This is a genomic window from Legionella lytica, assembly GCF_044626755.1.
GTDB lineage: Bacteria > Pseudomonadota > Gammaproteobacteria > Legionellales > Legionellaceae > Legionella > Legionella lytica_A.
The window spans coordinates 76,587-96,296 of record NZ_JBGORX010000006.1 but is presented as its reverse complement, the minus strand read 5'-3'; the positions used below and the strand labels follow the sequence as shown (position 1 = coordinate 96,296).

Here is a 19,710-nt window from a genome sequence, read left to right as displayed (position 1 = left end):
ATTAATACTGTATCCAATTTTTTTCCGGTATCCTTTCGCCCGAAATTGTTTCATATGATTTAAAAATATCCCCATCTTGAGACAATAAAATAGCGATGGGACGAGTCGCTTCGAAATGCGCAAAAATGATCATCATCATTACGGTAATGGGGACAGAAAGAAACATTCCCATAACTCCCCAGATGGTTCCCCAAACTGTTAAGGAGAGTAAAATTGCTAGGGGACTTAAATTTAATGAGTTACCCAGAAAGCGTGGTTCAATTATGTTACCGACTAGAAATTGTATGGAGCCAAGACCGATAATAATTTCTAGAAAATGCAGCCAGTCAGCAAATTGCACTATAGCGAGAGTGGCTGGAAAAAAAATGGCAATAATCGCGCCGATATTGGGAATAAAATTGAGAAAGAAAATAAGTAGAGCCCAAAATTCAGCGAAATCTACCCCCACCCATTTCATAATGAACCAACTTGCCATTGCTGTAGCCATACTTAATAGCGATTTTAAGCCTAAGTAAATTTGCGTGTCGTTCACGATATGAGTCAAAATATTATTAACTAACTGTTGATTTTCTAGGGAGGGGACTAGGGCATCGATTTTTCTGAGGAAGTAGTGTTGCTCCACAAATAAAAAGGCCACATATAAGGCAATGAGTACGGTAGAGCTAGCAAGTGTAGTAAAAACTCCTGAGATTTTTAGAAGCATTGTTTGAATATTAATGGTTTTTATAATGTTGTTAACATTGGTTAACACCTCAATGTGGTATCGTTTATCAATGCCATCAATAATGGATAACAAATGATCTTGGTAACGTCCGGAGGCATACACAACGTTGCTGACATTATTGGAAATAATATTCACGAAGATACTGATAAAAATAGCAGTCACACCAAAGGCTAAAATCATACTTAACCAGTTAGGAAGTAAAACACCTATTTTGGGAGTACGCTGGATAATACTACTGATCGTGTTGAGGATGTGCCAAATAAATATGGCCAAAACAACTGGTACTAAGATGCTGCTGCCAACGATAAGAAAATATCCGACGATCCATACGATAACTAAGCTGGCTGCAAATCCAATAACGCGCCCCATTGCTTTATCTCTTTCAAAGTGAATTCCCGTTAATATACCTATTTTTTCTGAGCTGTGCTATGTTCGTAAGTGCTCCAGATGATGTATTTTTTAAATTGAAATAAAAAATAGTCGTCTTGGCAACGGAAGTGATGCTACGCAGGTTTCCAGGCTTCTATCTCCTCGGTTGCGTTGTCCTTACGTGTCTTGCAATGAAGAGGTTTTCGTATTCTGCTGGCTCAATGTGTTGGGGGGGCAACCGACAATTTATTTGACGTAAAACTTACTTCCCACCAAAAACCCGATAAGAAGTGCCAGGGAGGGATTTCGCCTCATACATCGCAGCATCTGCTTGTAATAAGACGGATTCACTGCTGATGTAACGATTATTATGACAATTAACGATGCCAATGCTGAGGGTAATGGGGAGCTCATTTCCTGACAAATTAAATGGTGTATCCATCAAAGAGGCAATTTTCTGGGCGACAATTTCACTTTGATGAGGGTCGGATAAGTTTTCAAGCAGGATGGCAAACTCATCTCCGCCAAAACGAGCAACAACGTCATAGGAACGCAGCGATTGTTTTAGTCGGGAGCTTACTTCTTTGAGTAATTTATCCCCGGCAATGTGTCCATAGGTGTCATTAACTTGTTTGAATTTATCCAGATCAAGCAAGAGTACACTAATAATGCCTCCAAGTTGCCTCATTTTTGATAAGGCAATTTCCAGGCGATTTTCAAAGAGCATGCGATTGGCAAGCCCAGTCAGCATATCAAAATTGGCGCGGATAATAAGTAAATCTTCGAATTGTTTTCTTAGTACTGCATATTGGATGGCACGTTTAATCAGTTCGGCATCCAATTGATCTTTAAATAAATAATCTTGAGCTCCCTGTTTGATTGCCTCAAGAGCTAAGCGCTCATCTTTATAACCAGTTAAAAAAATAATCGGCAGTTTGGGGGACATATTTTGAATGCTATGCAGTCCGTTAAAGCCATGAGAATCAGGGAGGGTGCGATCCAATAATGCGACATCAAATTCTTGCTCAGAGACAATTTTTAGCGCTTCGCCAATTGTTGCGGCTCGCTCCAATAGATGAGCCTGAGGCATAGCCTGCTGTAATACCTTGCCGATAATCATTGCATCGCCGGCAGAGTCTTCAATGAGCAAGATTTTTAGCGGGTTAGAGGCAGAGGAATCGTGCATCATTTTTTCCTAAGTTATTTAACATATCCGTACGTGTCGTTACTGCGAGGACGTCAAAGTATTTTTCCTGCTATTATAATACTAGTCTTCTTATTCAGGCATGTAAAATGTTATCATGTTTGGGAAGAGTGAGGGTAAATTTGCTGCCAAATCCTACCCTTGATGCGACTGATAATGAGCCATTATGGTGCTCGGCAATTTTTTTGCAAATTGAGAGCCCAAGCCCACTTCCTTTAATTGAGTCCCATGCATGGAGGCGCTTAAAAGGTTCAAAAATTTCTTTAATAAATTGCTCATCAATTCCCAGTCCATTATCTTGGACGGTGATTTTCCAATAGGGGTCCGCATCCTCTACACCAATATGAATCATAGGAATATTGCCTGGCGGTTGATATTTTATGGCATTGGTGAGTAGGTTTTGTAAGACGCGCATAATCTGCATGGGGTTACCATAGAGCAACGGTATTGGATCATGGGTTATTTGGGCTTTTTGTTCTTCGATTAACGCTTTGATATTTTCTAAAGCGCTTTTTAAGGCACTTTCGCCATCAAAGGAGGCATTTTTAGCGTCTTCATGTACACGAGAATAGGCAAGTAAATCATTGATGACTGCTCGCATACGCAGGCCTGCATCAGTCATGATTTTTAAATATTCTTTTCCCTCATCGTCAAGTTTATCTTGTTTTTCAGTTAATAACAGTTCGCCGAAACTATTGATCATGCGTATGGGTTCTTGTAAGTCATGGGAGGCTACATAAGCAAATCGCTCTAATTCAGCATTTGAACTTTCTAAAGCTTGCAGGAGTTTTTTATTGGCGGCTTCTGCTTTTTTACGATAGGAAATGTTTTGCACTAATGAAACAAAGTATTTGGGGGTGCCATCATTACCCCATACTAAAGAGACACTCAATAAGCCCCAGACAATATGCCCATCTTTGTGAATATATCTTTTTTCCATTTGGTAGCTGTCGATTTGTTTATTGAGCATTAAAAGCACATTCTCCAAATCAGTTTCTAAATCGTCCGGATGTGTTAGGGTCTGAAAATCACTTTGCAATAATTCTTCCTCACTGTAGCCAAGCATGCTGCATATGGAATGATTTACTTTTAGCCACTTGCCAGTAGGTGATATTAAGGCCATTCCCGTAGAGGCATGTTGCATCGCGGAGCGGAATATTTCTTCGCTGGCTTTGGTTGCATCTTCTTCTGCTTTACGTTCGGTGATGTCTCGCGCAATGGTGGTAAGACAGACCGGTTCGCCCATAGCATTTCGATGTAAGGTTACCGCTTGCAATACCGGGATTTCTCGGCTGCTACGGTGTAATAAAGCCAATTCCCCAGTCCAAAATCCTTTTTCAAAAGCGGTGGGTATGACTTCGTTAATTATTTTTTGTACGGCCCACTGAGGATGCATATCGGATATTTTCAATGAGGAAATATCATAATCCTCAGGTAAACCAACCATCTGTTTAGCGCTGCGGTTATGGTATAATAAATTGCCTTGTAAATCCGCAATGCCTACAAAATCAGAGGATTCTTCGATTAAGGCTATCAGTCTGGAGTGTTCTTCTTCCATTTTGCGGTTTTCGGTCACATCCCGAGTTATATTAACAAATCCTGCTAATCTTTGTTTGTCGTTATATATAGGTTCCATCATAACATGCGCCCAAAAAGGACTGCCATCTTTACGTATTCGAATTACTTCTCCTTCAAATTTCCCTTTTGTTTTGGCAATACTGATCACATTTAAAGGGATACCTTTAGCAGCATCTTCACGCGGATAAAATAGGGAGAAGTGTTTGCCCACTATTTCTTTATCAGCATACCCATAAACGCGTTGGGCACCAAAATTCCAGCTTTTTACATGTCCTAAGGGGGTTAAAGTGAAAATTGCAATGTCTTTGATGCTGTCGAGAATCATTTTATAGCGTTGTTCGTTATCAAAGAGTGATTTACTTTTTTCGTGCGATTTAAGGATTAAATACATGCATACTGCCATAAGCACGGTTATCAGCAGGCAGAAAGTAAAAATAAGCATGACCACATGAAAGGCAGCAGAAGGTTCCCCTATCCAACGGTGTAGGGTTATTAACGCAAAACTCATCACAATAATAAGGCCTAGGAAGATAAACCACATCCAGGCGTTAAGTTTTTTATAATTGATCTCTGTCATCATGTTCCACTGATTCATAAGGAATTATTTTTATTCATTGAGGCTTATTTGCTCCACAATTTTCGCTGATTACAGTTGTTCGCTATGGAGCGGCTTCTCTTTTAATCTTAGCAGAGTATTAACTATGCATTTTAGGCAAAATATGGTCTATATTTACTTATGTAAACCACGGACATGGAGTTCCAAATGAAGAAGAATAATTTAGCAGTAAAATGCATCAGTTTAAATCATCTTGTTATTATCTTGTTTTTATTTGCCAGTCCATTAGCGGGGGCGTATGCTGCCTGTTGTGCAGGTCATGGTGGGGTTGCTTCGTGCAACAAAACGACAGGGGTTCAGATGTGTAAAGATGGCACTGCTTCTCCAACCTGTACTTGTCCTAAGTCAAAAAATACGAAGAAAGCAGTACCCCCTAAAACGACGACTACCACTCCAGCAACCAAGAGCACAACAACAAAACCAAAAAGTAGCTGGTGGGGTGGTAAATCTAAAACAACAACCCCGGAGACTAGCAAAGGAACTTCAACTGGTAGTGCTAAAGGCTGTTGTTCTAATCATGGCGGAGTTGCCCAATGTAATAAAGCTACTGGGCACCAAATGTGTAAAGATGGCACCCAATCACCATCTTGCACTTGCCACTAAATAGTGAATAAATGGGGTACTTCTATGTTTATATCCGGTGAAACTCCTGGTTCTACGACATGAGAACTGGGAGCGGTATCATTTCGAGGACTATTCAACGGCGAACTCAGTAGGCAATATTCAGTATTGCCGCAGCTTGGCATGCGCTGCATCATGCGTGTATGTGATAGAGGTTGAGGTACTTCTTTCTCTTCCTGAGCCTCTTCTGCCAAATGGTTGATTGGTTGATGTTTGAATCGATAAACATTTAATAAGACAAGGCAGGCTTGTGACATCATTAGCACAACACCTATTGCCGGGGGAATCGTGATGCTCGCGGTAATAAATAATAGTCCTGAGGCGCCCACCATACCTAAATTGTAGGCAAAACTTCCGAGCATGTTTTGGTTAATATTTGCAACCGTTTGTTTTGAAATAGCAAACAATGAGGCAATCGCCATTAATGCACCCGGCTGAATTACTGCGTCAGCAGCATCTTTAGTTACTTGGTCTCCCGAGGCTATAGCACCACTAAAATCGCTTGCCGCCATCGCTTCAGCATCATTTCCTGCATCGCCAAACATGGCTACTTTACGGCCTTGGGTTTTTAATTCTTGGATATAAGTCGTCTTTTGATGGGACAGACATCCTGGAAATACATGCTCAGGTTTAATGCCAAGCTGTTCCGCATAACGAAGAGCTGTTTCTTTAGCAGCACCCGTGCAGAGATGAACTTCTTTACCCATATTTTTTAAGGCTTTGATTGTACGAATAGCATCTTCGCGCAGTGGGTCGGTCATCTCCATATAACCAATGACCGTTTTATCACGAGCAATCAGGATTAGATCATCGCTATCTTGCTTAAGTAAGGCAACCTGCTCAGGGATCACTATGCCCTGTTGTTTCATCAAAGAGCGGCTACCGATAAAATAGCTGGCTCTATTTATTTCTCCAATAATTCCAGAGTGATGCTTTCTATCGAATTCACTTACTTCTAACTCTTCTGAATTGGTGCTTCTCGTATAGGCATAAATAGCCTTGCCTGTGGGATGTGTGGATGTCCTTTCGAGAGCAGCACAAATTTGGCGGAGTTGCAATTCAGATGTCTCTTGTTCATTGAGAGCAATTATTTTCTCGACGTAAGGTTCTCCTGTCGTTAGGGTACCATTTAGGTCAAAAATAACTGTATCTATGTGTTCGGCATTTTGTAATACTTTGGTGCTTTTAAATTGTACGCCATTTTCCGCTGCCTTGTGCATTCCCGATGTCACTGCCAGGGGAATAATTAAGCCTAAGGTACAAGGGCAAGCACTCACTAAAATTGATGCCACACATTGAATGGCAGAGGTCAACGAGAAAAATAGACCAATAGCAGTTCCAGCAGTTAATGCTAATAAGAGCACTAAAGGAATGAAATACTCTAAGTATTGTATTGCTTGCAGCTCAATGGGGGATTTATCTAAAGCAGCCTTGGAAATTAGGGCATCGAGACGTGAAAGATAGGAGTTTTTATGGTTTTTGGTGACACGAACTCTTAACGGTTCTGCATTTTCTGCAAGCCGCATTCCTGCAAGCACTGTAGCGTTAGATTTGAAATAACGAGGAAGAATGGCTCCTGTGGTAATGGTATTATAAATAGTGCTTTCTGCCAGAGACTCTCCATCTAAAGGAATAACTTCTCCAGGATGAACAAGGATAACATCGCCGGGTTCAATCTGGGTTAATAAGACCTGTTCCTCACGCTCAGCAGCCTGATCTTCTGGGTCTGTGCTAATTTTTCGCACTATTTTGGCTGCGCGATCCTGGAATTTAGCGGTACCTATGCGTGCTTTAATACGGTCTTCGATGCCAAGACCGATATGTCTAAAGCCATAGATGAGCAGCGCTGCATCGAACATCATCGGCAGCCAAGGTGCATATAATGAAGCAAGAGATATAACCAGAATTAAACTTGTACTTAGCGCGAAGAGGCTATCCATAGTTAGAGCACGGCTTGCCCTCCATTTTTTCCAGGCGTCAGCATAGGAGTTTGCCCCTAATGCTAAAGTTAACAGGGTACTTAGTCCTGCAAGTGGCAGCATCACAGCAAGTGACATGGAGGCACCGCTCAAACACGCGATTAATACGATAACGCCTGCTCCGCAGCCTAGAAAACCCTTGAACCAATGAGAGGAAAAATATTTTTTTGTTTGGCTAATGAATAGGGCACGGAGTTGGGAGGGGAGAGACTCTGGTGGTATGCTGTTTTCTGCTCTGGGGGCGGTTGCTGGTAATTGCTCTCCCGCGGTTAAAAGCATTTCTTGTGAGTGTTCTACGACTAAAAGTGGCTCTTGAGGATAGGGTAGCAATACTGGCTGCTCATTTTCGGGAATGTAGTCATAATCTTTACTGGTAAATGCGAGGTCTTCAATATAGGTTCTTATTTTTTCCCAGCTTGTGTGTCTTAACTGTTCTTCTCGCTGTGCGCGTTCTGTGCTGGTTTGCGCTTGGTCTAATAGTTGTATTTCTTCTGGAGTATTCGAAATAACCATGGTGGTTTTTTTCGGATCTTTAAATTGCAATAAATCGACATCAAATGAAATAAGCTCAATGGATTCTTCGGCGAGCTTATTCGTTACAATGCGTTTAATGCTGCTACTACAACCTCCGCAAGTCATTCCGGAAACATAAAAAATTAAAGTCTTAGACATATTTACCCGCTAAATTTTGATTTGTATTTTATCTTTTAGTTTATTTGTGAGTCATTAGCTAAAATTGACTTAAAAACAGGATGTTACAATTTGAATGAAATCATACCACATATGACATTTTTTGCACCCTTTTTTTGCAAAATTGTTAATTTATATTAAAAAAGAGGCGTAGATAGGTTTTTTTCAAGCATTTTATTGGTTGCAATTAAATCATGAGATTATTAATTACTCAAACCTGGGTGCAAGAATAGGTTAAGAGAGCTAAAAAATTGGGTGACAGTATTACTGCTTATCGCTATGCTTAAACCACTTTTTAGAAACAGCGGATTATTAAATTTTGAGTTCTTTATCAACGAGAAAAGAAAATTGGCTCGCAATTATTTTTGCAGTTTATTGTACTTATTATTTAATTGTTTCCTTAGCTGCTGCCTGGGGGTTTACGACTGACGATGCCTACATTACTTGGCTTTATGCACGGCAGTTGGCTGAGGGGGAGGGGATTAGTTGGCCTGCGTTGTTGCCGCGAGTTGAGGGCTATTCAAATTTTCTTTGGCTAGTAATGGCCTCTTTAAGTTTTAAGCTTCATTGGCCTGTGGTTTTGACCATGAAATGGATCTCTGTTTTTAGTTTAGGGTCGGGACTGTTTTTTCTCTATCGTTTGAGCCGGCTTTTTTTAAGTCCTTTATTGGCAATGCTTCCGGTGTTCATTTTTAGCCATTATACTGGAGTGGTTTGGTGGACTGTTAGTGGACTAGAGAGCGCTTTTTTCTGTGCTTTATCGCTGCTATTAATATGGCAAAGTGCAGTGGCTTTGGGATTTTCCGCCGTGATAGAACCGGCAACAGGAGATAGTCGTTTATCTACTAAGGCTTGGATAATTGCTAATATTAGCTTGCTATTACTGGCACTAACTCGCTTTGAAGGAATCATTTGGGGAGTTCCTGTTGCGTTATTTATTTTTTGTCAGTGGAAATCAAAATGTATACACATGAGGTTGCCGAGCTCCAAAACAGGCTATTTATGGGGAAGCATCACCCTTGCGTGTTTAGTACTTCCTTATACAATTTACTTAATATGGCGGGTGCGTTATTTTGGGCATTGGATTCCAAACAGTTATCAATGTAAAGCTTCTCTGACTGGGCAGGGAGGGGTGGTTGATCTCGATTATGTCCGTGTTATTCTGCCTTTAATCGTGTGTTCTTTACCCTATTTATTAGCATCTAAAGATTGCCGTCATCTCCTTCTGTGGTTACCTTCTCTGTTGTATGGTGTGATGTTATGGGGGGCGGATCCGGTTTTAGCACACATGTTACGCTTATTTTTAGCTCCTTTCGCCTTGTTTTCTTTGCTGGCTGTTTTGGGTGTTTCTGAGTTTTTAAGCTATTTTAATTTAGCCAAAGAAGATTCACGGCTGCTTGCTTGTTTTGTATTTATCCTCATAACACTTTTATTGATTCCAGGGAATCATTTGACTTCGCTGCATACCTTGGCCACTAATTATCAAAGCCGCAATCAAAGTCGCTTATTGATTGCCAGATTATTGAATGAGCAGGCAGCCAAGGGCGATACTATTTTATTAGGGGATTGCGGAGTAATTCCTTTTAATGCGCGCCCTGATTTACGTTTTATTGATAGTCAGTGTTTGAATAATGCGGAATTAACCCAAGCACCCTATCATCGTAATTTTGCTTTATATGCCTCCTATCTTCGCGAGCAGGTAAAACCTAATTGGGTTATTATCAGCAAGCCTGTTTTAGAAGCTCGTGGCGATTTCTTGATTAGCCTACTTCAAGGCAGTGATTTTTTAACTCATTATCAGTTCATCGCTCGTTTTGAGTCAGGACCTATTGCTCAGGATATAGAAGGACATTCACAAAAGACGGTTGATAATGTTTATTTGGTGTATAAAAGAGCGGGGTAGCCTAGGCTACCTTGACCTTCAATCATATCTACCTAATTCTCGCGCTTTGACCGCGGGAGCAAGCTTGCGTCAAGACCCAGGAATTCGGCAAGGTTGTTTTTCGAGCTTGACGGTCCTGGATTTAATGCCCGTGCTACGCGCCTACGTCCAGAAATTTGGCAGAAGGTTGCTCCTTCGTATTTTTGAGAAGCGCTGATGTCTACGTTGGTATGCAGGTGGTAAAAAACTGTGGGCCCTAAGGCCCACACGATATTCTATTGAGAGTTTGTTGTGGAGCCGCTGGTGAAATTGCCGCTGGGTTGAGTTGAGCGCGTATTTTGTAAAAGCATAATACTGTTGGTCATTAAAATACGCTCTTGTATTTGGCGATCTAAGTACATTTGATAGTTAATTTCAGCCAACAATGTTGCAATTTCTTTTTCGACTGTTGCCGGAGATGCGCTATTAATTTGATTGATCCATTGATTATTCTGGCTCATATCCGCATTAAATAATCTCCAGGTCGCCATTTTAAACTCACTTAATGCCTGGCTTGCGGGTGCTTGTCCAGTAGTGCTTTGATTTTGTGGCAGCCTTTTTGACATAATGAAATACAAGTTACTTAGCCCTACAGAATATTGCGCTGCATAGGTACGTAGCGAAGTAAAATAATTATTCAGCGTGGATTGCGCCTGTATTTGTTGAAGTGTTGGCTGCTGAGAACCACTTGCTGCGGTTGCAGTACTATATAAGGTATCATAGGACTTAAGATTGGGTAGTTGTAATGGCGTCACCGAGCCAGAAACATAACGAATAAAGTTCGCCGCTTGTTGTGCTTGGTTTTGAGCACTTAAGCCTTGATTTTGTGAGTTAGAGCCTGAACCAGGTGAACCCGTATTATTCGAGGTACTTTGGGTTGAATATAACAGTGGCGCAGTTAGATTATTACTGTTTAACTGACTTAAAAATTGTTGGTTATATTGATAGGTAAAATATTGGTACGTTGAAGGGAGTTCCCCAATGATGTTCGCAGATACTACGCTTCCGGGCACCAGGTTGCCATTCGCATTAGAGGAGCATCCAACCCATTCAGTCCCATCGTAGTTCATGCAATAGCTATTATCTGGTGTGCCGAGTATATTTAACAAACCTTGATTCACTGGGTCTTGCTGGAATGTCTGTTGGTCAACATTATTGACAACGGATACCTTGCCTTGCTGTTGTGATGAAGGATTGTTGAACGTTTGTGCATTAAAAGTATTATTGGCCCACGCATTTATTGATGATGCACCCGATACTTCTCCGGGGACTATTTGAGCTAAGGCAGTGCTGAACGCGTTAACGGGAAGGGCACCTAAAAAGGTATTAAACATGTAGGTTTGCATAACCTGAGTTGCTGTCGCATTAAGAAGGGTTTGGCTTACGGTGCTGTTATTTTTGGTAGGGGATTGAGTAATGTTATATCCTAAATAGCCACCAAGGTTTACTAAATATTGTACTAAGTTTTGAGTGTTGGTCGCTGTTTGCTGGGTGCTGTACTGGGAAACATCATCTGCTACAGCAGGCAGAGCCGTCCAGCAAAACAAATTAATCACAGCGAATTTTGATAGTCGTTTCATCATTCATCCCCTTCAAGTGCGCGCAAAACGAGTTTAAGTCGATATTGACAAAAAACTCGCGATAATAAGCGTAAACGTTCAAATACAATGTTTCTCTTAAGAAAAACCCCTGCAGGATCATGGCTTCCAGTACTCGTTTCTTCCGCATGAATCAGGACACGTGAAGCGCTTCCCGGATGAACTGTATCGATTGCTTGCAACAAACGTAGTCCTCTCCCTGATTTAATATTTCCTACGATACGGATGAACTTTTCCTCTTCAGACAGGAGTCCTAAATCGATCTTTTCAATGTCATCAAGCTCCTTACCTAGCTGCTCCATAGCAGCTTCAAATTCGGGGTTTCCATCGAGAGTCCAGTGCTCGACACTTTCCATAAAAGTAATTACGCGGTAGATCATCGGGTCAATATATTCAAACCAATATTGGGAGGATGCTTCATGGCTAAGATCGGGCATGATTTACTCTTTTTTTACTGTGTCAGATTAATGGACGAATTCATTACTTACTACTATAGTATATTATGAAGGGTAAAAGATAGATTTCTAATTTAAAGAAGTAAAAAATATGAAGAAGCAATCAGAATCGAGAATCGTAAAGCTTATTAGCAGTATTCTAAATGTTCGCGCATGGTTTGATTGGGAACGGGTGAGATCTTTTACTCTATACCTATCTAATGGATTTAAACGGCTGTTTGTACCACAACAGAATAATGAAGCTGAGTCTTTTGAAGAGGCGGCAACCAAATTAAATCTGAGTGATACAACCTTAATGACAAAGCAAAAAGCTTTGTTTCGTTTAAGCCTCGTCATGCTCATCGCTGCTGGCCTGATTTTGGGCTATGCAGGCTATCAACTTTTTTATGGTTCATTTAAGGCGGTTTTTGTGAGCTTAATAGTCACTTTAATCGCATTGGCATTGGCTTTTCGCTACCATTTCTGGTACTACCAAATTAAAAATCGTAAGTTGGGTTGTACTTTTGACGAATGGTTTAAGCAAGGATTATTAGGGGAGAAAAAATGAACGATTTTCTTACAAAGACTGCCCTCCTCTTTCTCTTCCCTGCTTTAGCATTAGCAGATAATTCCTTGACTTTTGCGCCGCCGGCCAGTGACTATTCAATTGTATTTTTGGGTAACTTATTTGGTATCGTGGATGGCGTCATAAGCGGCACCGGTAGCCAAATAATGGGGAGCATGTTTGGGGTGTTTAACTCCGCCGTTTTAGCCTTAGGCGGTATGATTATCATGTACACCTTGCTCGTCTCCACGATGAATACGGCCCACGAAGGGCAAATGTTGGGCCAGAAATGGTCTTCAATTTGGATTCCGGTACGTTCCACTGTAGGCTTGTCCTTATTAATCCCTAAAGCATCTGGTTATTGCTTGATGCAAATTTTTGTTATGTGGATTGTAGTACAAGGTGTTGGCGCTGCCGATAAAGTATGGAATGCAGCATTAAGCTATTTGAACCGGGGTGGGGTCATTATTCAAGCCCAGCAAGTAAACCCTGCTTCAGCGCTGGTTAATGGTTCTGCTGGAATGTCGGGTATTGCTTCGGGTGCGATGAACATTCTTGCGGGGCAAGTGTGTATGCTGGGTTTGCAAACACAATTACAAAATCAGCGGCAAAATTATTTAAATCAGAAAGCAAAAAATTCAGGACCTTGTTCGGGAACGCCTTCCGGAGCTATGGCTACATTTTGTAATACTTCGGTTCCTGATTTTCTTGGTTCCGTTAATGCCGTGGCTACGCAAAATGGCAATCCCACTGCGAGTTTCTGGACTGTGTCAATGCCTAATTTTGACACTGGCTCTCCTTATAATTTCTTAAACGGTATTTGCGGTCAGATTCGTTGGAATAATATTAATACCCTTACTACAACTACGAATACCACAACCAAATCTGATAATGCGGCGTTGGCTGCACTCAAGACTACCTTCGGTGTTAAACCTTCAAACAGTACCGTATCTAATACTAACAACGTGGGTAACAATTCCAGTAATTTGAATTCCAGTACTGGAGTAGTTGGTGAGAGAACGAACATTGGAGGAGTTTCCCTAAGTGCTGATGAGTTACAAACTGCTCAGATGTCACGGGCAATTGCCATCCAACAAATGTTTGTGGATTTATCTAATGTAACCCAAACAATTATCGGCAATGCGCCTGGATTTGCACCACCTGGTTCGAATAATTCAGGCAACAATACGCCATTTATTGCTAATCTGGCAAGTCAGCAGTTTGGGGTACCTTATACGCAAAATTCGACTGTATGTAACTCCTATGGCGACACATGTTATATTTGGGGACCTGCTGCGGGCAGCACTGGCGGTGGTACATTGTTTAATGGAACCGAGTTTATCAATGCCATCAATGATTACAATGGTATTATGATGCCAACGCTCAACCTGCTAACTCAAATGAACGACAGTACTAATGCTAGTAATGCTCGCTCATTCATTGCCCAAGCATCAACTCAAGGCTGGATTATGGCGGGGGCTTACTTCTTTAACCTCGTGCAAATTCAGGGCAGTGCGACTCAAAACGCGAGTATGACGGATAGTAATACCGGTTTAGATCAAAGTTCTTTTGATGCAACTAAGATTACGTCGGCTTTTGGCGATAATAACAGTTGTAGTGGTGGTTCTTTCACAACATTGTGTACTTGGTTTGGTGGGAATCGTGCACCAGTAGCGATGGTACAGGGTTTAATTGATGGTTCTGGTATTTCTTCTCCTACCTCTACGTCTTCAAGCAGCCTTGTTCCTAAACCTAATATGACAGCAAATCCTAATAGACCAGCCGTTCCTAGTTTACAATCATCGACTGTTTATGGATTTATCAATAACTCAGTCATGATGCAAACACCAGGACAACCAGGTTTACAACCTTTGACCTTTGCTAATACCATTAACTTCCATATTGATACGTCATTATATACCTTACAACAGCAAAGCTTCTCATGCGGTAAGGTACAGATCTTGTTCTTCTCCTTCTGTTTAGGGCAGTTGTTAGGTAACTTGTTCTATAATGTGATCTTCCTCTTCATCTATAACACGTTGATGCAGGTTTTTGGCCAGATTATTAACCAAGTAATTATGTCCTTCCTGATGATCCCTCTTAGTGGTATGGCTGATATCTTTAAACAAGGGGTACAAGTTCTTTCTGCTCCAGGAGTTAACCCTGTTGTGGCCTTAGCAAATATGGGGGTCCAATACATTAACTTCTCTGGTAACTTATGGATCATGTTATTGGATATGGCGGTTACAAGTGCGCTAATCCCGGTATTTGGTATCTTCATCTTTGCGTTGATTTCTTTATCCCTGCCTCTGTTACTCGCTTGGGTTGGGGTGATGACGACCATAGGATTTACAACTGCATACTATGTGCCTATCTTGCCCTACATGATCTTTACTTTCGGTGCTATGTCGTGGCTGATTTCAGTGATTGAGGCGATGGTGGCGGCCCCAATTGTTGCCTTAGGGGTTACTCACCCAGAAGGACATGATGCCTTTGGTAAAGGTGAGGCGGCAATTATGATCTTGATCAACGTCTTCTTAAGGCCTTCGATGATGATTATTGGATATATTGCGGGTATTGCCTTGTCCTACGTGGGCGTATGGATTCTTAATTCCGGATATGATACGGCTATAGCCTTTATTCAACAGGAGAATACGAGTAAGACGGGTTTAGGTACCGCGATTACTACCTTAGGTGGTGGGGTCAATGATATGGCCTCAGGTACGGGAGGTTATTCGGATTGGGCTGGTGTTTATGCCTTCTTCTTCTCCATTTTGACCTACACTTCGATGTACTTAGTGTTAATTCAAAAATCCTTTACCTTAATCTCTTACTTACCTGATAAGGTATTACGCTGGATTGGTGGTAACCCTGAAAGCTTAGGACAGGAGTCCGCACAATGGGCGGGTGAGGTTCAAAAACAACAGGATGCTGGTGTTAAAGAAACCAGGGATGCTCAAGGTCAGATTGACAAGCAACTTGGTGGTGTTGGTATGAAAGGACTTAATAAAGCGAAAGGTGCCTTGGGCGGCGGTGGTTCTGGCGGTAATGTTGAGGCTACTGGTGACAAAGGAGGCAAAGGTGGCGGTAAAGGCCTAGGAGGTAAACTCAAAGGTCTTGGCGGCGAGGGCGGCTAACAAAATAATAGGGTTATTATAATTAAGGTCTGTTTACGCTTTGGTTAACAAACCAGGATGTAAACAGGCCTTAGTCTTTTCATGAGTTGAGGATTAGTGTGATTGTAACGGATGAAATAAATTACAACGATGCGAGTACCATCTGCAAAGGGTTCATCGCCTATAACCAGGAGCTTTCTTCACCCCGGCCGACCGTGATGGTTGCGCATGATTGGGGGGGACGAGGCAATGATGCGTGTAACAAGGCCATACAGCTTGCTAAACTGGGGTATGTTGGCTTTGCTCTTGATATGTATGGACAGGCGCAGGTGGTCTTTGACAAGGTAGAAAAACGAGCTTTAATGACGCCTTTTATGAATGATCGGCCCATGCTGATTAAGCGCATCCAATCCGCTTTTAATGTACTTACGGAATTACCTCAAGTTGATAAAAACAAGATCGCGGCGATAGGTTATTGTTTTGGTGGTTTATGTGTTTTGGATTTAGCGCGTTTTGGTGTGGATGTTAAGGGGGTGGTGAGTTTTCATGGTGTGCTGAAAGCCCCTGAAGAGGAGTTATTTGCTCCAATTAAAGCTAAAATTATGGTGTTTCATGGTTATGATGATCCTTTGGTCAAACCGGATCAACTAAATCAATTTGCGATTGAAATGAGTGCCCGTAAGGCGGATTGGCAAATCCATATTTACGGTAATACGGCTCATTCATTTACTAATCCTTTGGCGAATGATGATGAGATGGGCCTACATTACAATGAGCTGGCGGACCGTCGCTCCTGGCAGGCAACCGAAGCCTTCTTGAAAGAGGTTTTTGCGGGCTAGGATAGTATCTTGGCGAATTACTGTACTTTGACCTCGGTAATTCGGCACCTACCAACCCCGCAGTGTTGAATGCATGCGCCTCTAATTACGAAAGCAGCTTAATCACGTTATCTCGCAACAGTTCATTTTTCCTTTGTTCTGATAGCTGCAGTTCGCTAAATAGCTCAGCGGAAAAACGAACCCAATCCTTTATATCCATTTGAGTTGTCTGCCCTAGATCGGAGCTATAGATAACCTGAGGAATGGTTTGCAAGACGGCGCTAAAATCTTCCTTATCCTGGTGTCCTAAAAGGTAAGTTAATGCCGTTTGTTCAATCCAGACGAATTCATTCTGAGCTAACTCCTTTAAGGCTGGCGCTTTTAAATTAACTAATGGATGGGCGGGCTGATTTAAAATTAAGGCGGGTACGTTATAGCGAATACAGGCATCTACTACACTGTATACTTCCTCTTTAGAGGCATGTCCTGTGGTTAAAATAATGGGATAGTCATTCGCCATTTTTAAAATATCAATCACATTTTGACCTAATTGCTGTTCGCTATTAAACAGAGTTTCGCCACGTTGACTAAATGGGCTTAAATGGGGATAGCTTAATTGACGCGAAAGTTTTGAGGGATAGTTACGTCCCGTAATTGTAGGAAAATGTACTAATAGTTTTGAAGGTATAAGCGGTTGATATTCGTTCAGGGCCTGCATAATGGCACGATAATCAATTCCACCAGCGAGTTGATTTAATATCAGTGAAGGAAATACGGGTAATCCTTGTTGCTGGGCTAGAGTGGCTTGAATACTGGTTGCCCCAAGGTGGCTGGTTAAAAAAACGGCGCCATGTAATGATTGATAAATTTTTCCTGCTTGCAAAGCATTCCAGCGACGAGCATAAAGATCGGGGCTGGCATGATAATGAATATCAATGAATTGATAATCTGCTAATGTGTTCATTTCTTTTTCGCACCAAGCCAGGGTTGATCATAGCGATAGTCGATGCGTGCTTGTGCCAATGAGGAGCCGTCTTGAATGGCCTGCGCAATATTGAGCTCAGTGAACTTTATTTTTTCTGCTTTCTTAATGACCTCGGCCATTAATTGTCTTGGGATGACTAAAACTCCATTATCATCGGCAAAAATGATATCACCAGGATGAATCATTACCTCATTTATAATCACAGGACATTGTTCAGCTACCTTATGAATACGATTTTTACCTGAGCGCATGTAGGTTCCTGCGCAAAAAAGTGGGTATTTGGCCTCACGAATAAAGTCTACATCCCGAATAGCACCATTAACAACAGTGCCTGCTATATTCAGATGCAGCGCCATTTTGGTAAGGATTGCTCCCCAGGCGGTGCAATCAATGCGTCCCTCATTATCGATGACAATCACCGAATCCTCTGGTACTGCGTCGATGTAATTTGCTGCATTTTTAAACTCAGCACTTTTTTGCTCATTAGCGGCATAACGTACGGTATAGGCGGGGCCGGCCATCTTCATGCCAGGTGCTAATGCTTTTAGGTGTAACAAAGCGCCTTCGACCTGACAGGCATCTAATGCATCTGAAATTTCGGTGGTATTAAAGGTATATAGTTTTTCCAGATATGCATCCATGGAGGTTTCTTCGCTTAGGCTCGGGACTTGATGCCGATTTTTGGTGGCACGTAAGCATTGCTCGATAATTGCATTGGCCATATCGGTGGTGCTTGAATTCCCCCCCACATCACAGGTCACAAATCGTTTTTTATTGATGATAGTACGTACGGATTCATTAATCAGTTGCGCTTGTTCTGTATAGCCGAATTGCTTAAGGAGCATGCTGATGGTTAAGAACATGGCGCTTGGATTTGCAGTTTGTGGGCGCATCTGTGGCCCACTGCCGTGAACCGGCTCAAAATAGCAGTGTTTTTTGCCAATATTGGCGCTGGGTGCAAATCCTAAACCACCCATAACTCCCGCCCCGACATCCGATAAAATGTCCCCAAACATGTTTTCGGCAACAATCACCCCAAATTCTTCGGGGCGGCGAATAAGCCACAGGCCAACCGCATCAACATTGAGGATGTCGGCATGAATATGAGGGTATTTCTGAGCGACGGACTCAAAAATTTCGCGGGCAAAATGACCACTTAGCCTTAAAACATTCGGCTTATCAGCGAAAGTGACTCGGGGTATTTGCTGGGTGTCTGCATGCTCGAATGCAAATTCAAAGAGACGGGTTAAGCCAGCGGTTGATTGCAAGCGCAGCGCACAACTTAGCTCGTCTGCAGGAACGTGCTGCCAGGTTTTATTTTTACTCAGTAAACTAAGTATTGCTTCGGGAGGTGGGGCATAATCAAAGCCAGCATAGAGGCCTTCGGTATTTTCGCGGATGATGCAAAAATTAAAGGCTTTGTCGCGGGGCTGAATTGAAAAGCAAGGGCGTACATTGGCGTATAAATCTAAATTTTGTCTCAGTAAAATAATCGGTGAAATGTAGTTTTGGTGACGTTCACGTAAGTCCTGCGCTAACTCTTGTTGTGCTTCGCGTTGTGGTTTGCTGGTGATTGCCCCTAATAAAACCGTATCGCAGTCATGGATCAGCTTCCAAGTCCTTTCCGGAATAGGAGTAGCTTCGTTTTGCCAACAGGACCACCCAATATCCCCCCTATGTAGGCTAATGGAAAGATCAAGCGCAGTAAATATGGGAAGCGCTGCTTCAGTAACCTCAATGCCAATGCCATCGCCCGGGAGGACCGCGATTTTAAGCTTTTTATTGGGAGTCACTTAAAACCTCCAAAATGAGCTTTTGGCAATAGCTGGGATTATCTTGCAGAACCCGCATACTGGAATGCGGTACCGTCACTAATTGGCCATTTTGAGCAGCAACAACATTTTTATTGTTCACCAGATTAGAGTATTCGCCGATCAAATGTAAATGAGGTACTTGATTGGTTTCTAAGATGGGCCTTGAGTCTGTGTGTAGTACTCGGTTTAAACCAAAAATTAGCCGTTTATAGGCTTGATCACGGTTAAGGTTAGCAGTTGACTGCGGAGGGATGGGATGGGGGTGAAAAACTGGTTCATAAAGCGCTTGCAGCGCTTCTTCAAGTTTATGCTCCTCACATAAATGCACCACCAAACCGAGCTTTTGTTTTAATGGGCTATCTGCAAAACTAGGCGTTGAAAATAAGATAATTGGTTTATTCACGGATTGGAACAATGAAAAACATTGTTGAATGACTACACCACCAAATGCAAATCCAAAAAAGGCATCATAGGCATCGATGCAGGGTGCTAACTTTTGTTCCCAGCGCTGGTAGTAGGCGGCATTGGCTAACTCTTCCAGGATGGACAGAGAGTCGAGGTAGTCAATGGCATAGTCCTCGGTGAGAAATGTCAGCGTTTTAGCAATCGATACCATGTCTTCAGCATGTGCAGAAACCGGCCCAATAACTAATATTTTCTTTTTTTGCATGCAGTACC

General features: G+C 42.0%; 14 protein-coding genes. 5 read left to right on the top strand and 9 right to left on the bottom strand.

Annotated elements, in window-relative coordinates:
- Nucleotide 1: 1 nt before the first annotated feature.
- The 3 genes from ACD661_RS12920 to ACD661_RS12910 form a co-directional block, all read right to left on the bottom strand.
- On the bottom strand, nt 2-1,093 hold the full coding sequence (locus ACD661_RS12920) for an AI-2E family transporter (RefSeq protein ID WP_400188282.1): 1,092 nt from the start codon (nt 1,091-1,093) through the stop codon (nt 2-4).
- A 262-nt stretch (nt 1,094-1,355) separates the two neighbouring features.
- A complete protein-coding gene (locus ACD661_RS12915) occupies nt 1,356-2,282 on the bottom strand; it encodes a diguanylate cyclase domain-containing protein (RefSeq protein ID WP_400188281.1) in 927 nt (308 codons plus the stop codon).
- Nucleotides 2,283-2,373: 91 nt separating this feature from the next.
- Nucleotides 2,374-4,455, bottom strand: coding sequence for a PAS domain S-box protein (locus ACD661_RS12910; RefSeq protein WP_400188280.1), 2,082 nt, complete (start codon nt 4,453-4,455; stop codon nt 2,374-2,376).
- A gap of 183 nt (nt 4,456-4,638) precedes the next feature.
- Between ACD661_RS12910 and ACD661_RS12905 the strand changes: the two genes are divergently transcribed.
- Nucleotides 4,639-5,094 carry a hypothetical protein gene (locus ACD661_RS12905; protein WP_400188279.1) on the top strand — a complete coding sequence of 152 codons (456 nt, stop codon included), beginning with the start codon at nt 4,639-4,641 and terminating at the stop codon, nt 5,092-5,094.
- Here the strand turns inward: ACD661_RS12905 and ACD661_RS12900 are convergent.
- On the bottom strand, nt 5,091-7,763 hold the full coding sequence (locus ACD661_RS12900) for a heavy metal translocating P-type ATPase (RefSeq protein WP_400188278.1): 2,673 nt from the start codon (nt 7,761-7,763) through the stop codon (nt 5,091-5,093). The two genes, ACD661_RS12905 and ACD661_RS12900, sit on opposite strands and share 4 nt — an antisense overlap.
- 337 nt (nt 7,764-8,100) lie before the next feature.
- Between ACD661_RS12900 and ACD661_RS12895 the strand changes: the two genes are divergently transcribed.
- Nucleotides 8,101-9,684 carry a protein LphB gene (locus ACD661_RS12895; protein WP_400188277.1) on the top strand — a complete coding sequence of 528 codons (1,584 nt, stop codon included), beginning with the start codon at nt 8,101-8,103 and terminating at the stop codon, nt 9,682-9,684.
- 254 nt (nt 9,685-9,938) lie between these two features.
- Here the strand turns inward: ACD661_RS12895 and icmX are convergent, their stop codons facing one another.
- Nucleotides 9,939-11,282 (bottom strand): type IVB secretion system protein IcmX, encoded by a 1,344-nt coding sequence (gene icmX, locus ACD661_RS12890; RefSeq protein ID WP_400188330.1) that lies wholly within the window; start codon nt 11,280-11,282, stop codon nt 9,939-9,941.
- Nucleotides 11,282-11,737 (bottom strand): type IVB secretion system protein IcmW, encoded by a 456-nt coding sequence (gene icmW / locus ACD661_RS12885; protein WP_400188276.1) that lies wholly within the window; start codon nt 11,735-11,737, stop codon nt 11,282-11,284. The genes icmX and icmW overlap by 1 nt, the downstream gene beginning before the upstream one ends.
- A gap of 109 nt (nt 11,738-11,846) precedes the next feature.
- Between icmW and icmV the strand changes: the two genes are divergently transcribed.
- The 3 genes from icmV to ACD661_RS12870 all read left to right on the top strand — a co-directional run bounded on the left by icmV (nt 11,847) and on the right by ACD661_RS12870 (nt 16,254).
- The gene (gene icmV / locus ACD661_RS12880) at nt 11,847-12,302 is read left to right on the top strand and encodes a type IVB secretion system protein IcmV (RefSeq protein ID WP_400188275.1); all 456 of its coding nucleotides are present in this window, start codon (nt 11,847-11,849) and stop codon (nt 12,300-12,302) included.
- Nucleotides 12,299-15,436, top strand: a complete 3,138-nt coding sequence (gene dotA, locus ACD661_RS12875; RefSeq protein WP_400188274.1) for a type IVB secretion system protein DotA — start codon at nt 12,299-12,301, stop codon at nt 15,434-15,436. The genes icmV and dotA overlap by 4 nt, the downstream gene beginning before the upstream one ends.
- A gap of 98 nt (nt 15,437-15,534) precedes the next feature.
- Entirely contained in the window at nt 15,535-16,254 is a 720-nt protein-coding gene (locus ACD661_RS12870) for a dienelactone hydrolase family protein (protein ID WP_400188273.1), read from the top strand.
- An 85-nt stretch (nt 16,255-16,339) separates the two neighbouring features.
- Here ACD661_RS12870 and ACD661_RS12865 read toward each other — a convergent pair whose 3' ends face one another.
- Genes ACD661_RS12865 through ACD661_RS12855 form a run of 3 tightly spaced genes read right to left on the bottom strand, consistent with a single transcriptional unit; the run spans nt 16,340 to nt 19,702 of the window.
- Nucleotides 16,340-17,197, bottom strand: a complete 858-nt coding sequence (locus tag ACD661_RS12865) for a DUF6282 family protein (protein ID WP_400188272.1) — start codon at nt 17,195-17,197, stop codon at nt 16,340-16,342.
- Complete coding sequence (locus ACD661_RS12860; RefSeq protein WP_400188271.1) at nt 17,194-19,011, bottom strand: isocitrate/isopropylmalate family dehydrogenase; 1,818 nt, start codon at nt 19,009-19,011, stop codon at nt 17,194-17,196. Before ACD661_RS12860 ends, ACD661_RS12865 begins: the two co-directional genes overlap by 4 nt.
- Nucleotides 18,998-19,702 carry a hypothetical protein gene (locus ACD661_RS12855; RefSeq protein WP_400188270.1) on the bottom strand — a complete coding sequence of 235 codons (705 nt, stop codon included), beginning with the start codon at nt 19,700-19,702 and terminating at the stop codon, nt 18,998-19,000. The genes ACD661_RS12860 and ACD661_RS12855 overlap by 14 nt, the downstream gene beginning before the upstream one ends.
- Between the last annotated feature and the right edge of the window lie 8 nt (nt 19,703-19,710).

Coding starts and splice junctions, on each gene's coding strand:
- ACD661_RS12920 (WP_400188282.1), bottom strand. CDS start 1,093: ATGGGGCGCGTTATTGGATTTGCAGCCAGCTTAGTTATCGTATGGATC.
- ACD661_RS12915 (WP_400188281.1), bottom strand. CDS start 2,282: ATGATGCACGATTCCTCTGCCTCTAACCCGCTAAAAATCTTGCTCATT.
- ACD661_RS12910 (WP_400188280.1), bottom strand. CDS start 4,455: ATGATGACAGAGATCAATTATAAAAAACTTAACGCCTGGATGTGGTTT.
- ACD661_RS12905 (WP_400188279.1), top strand. CDS start 4,639: ATGAAGAAGAATAATTTAGCAGTAAAATGCATCAGTTTAAATCATCTT.
- ACD661_RS12900 (WP_400188278.1), bottom strand. CDS start 7,763: ATGTCTAAGACTTTAATTTTTTATGTTTCCGGAATGACTTGCGGAGGT.
- icmX (WP_400188330.1), bottom strand. CDS start 11,282: ATGAAACGACTATCAAAATTCGCTGTGATTAATTTGTTTTGCTGGACG.
- icmW (WP_400188276.1), bottom strand. CDS start 11,737: ATGCCCGATCTTAGCCATGAAGCATCCTCCCAATATTGGTTTGAATAT.
- icmV (WP_400188275.1), top strand. CDS start 11,847: ATGAAGAAGCAATCAGAATCGAGAATCGTAAAGCTTATTAGCAGTATT.
- dotA (WP_400188274.1), top strand. CDS start 12,299: ATGAACGATTTTCTTACAAAGACTGCCCTCCTCTTTCTCTTCCCTGCT.
- ACD661_RS12865 (WP_400188272.1), bottom strand. CDS start 17,197: ATGAACACATTAGCAGATTATCAATTCATTGATATTCATTATCATGCC.
- ACD661_RS12855 (WP_400188270.1), bottom strand. CDS start 19,702: ATGCAAAAAAAGAAAATATTAGTTATTGGGCCGGTTTCTGCACATGCT.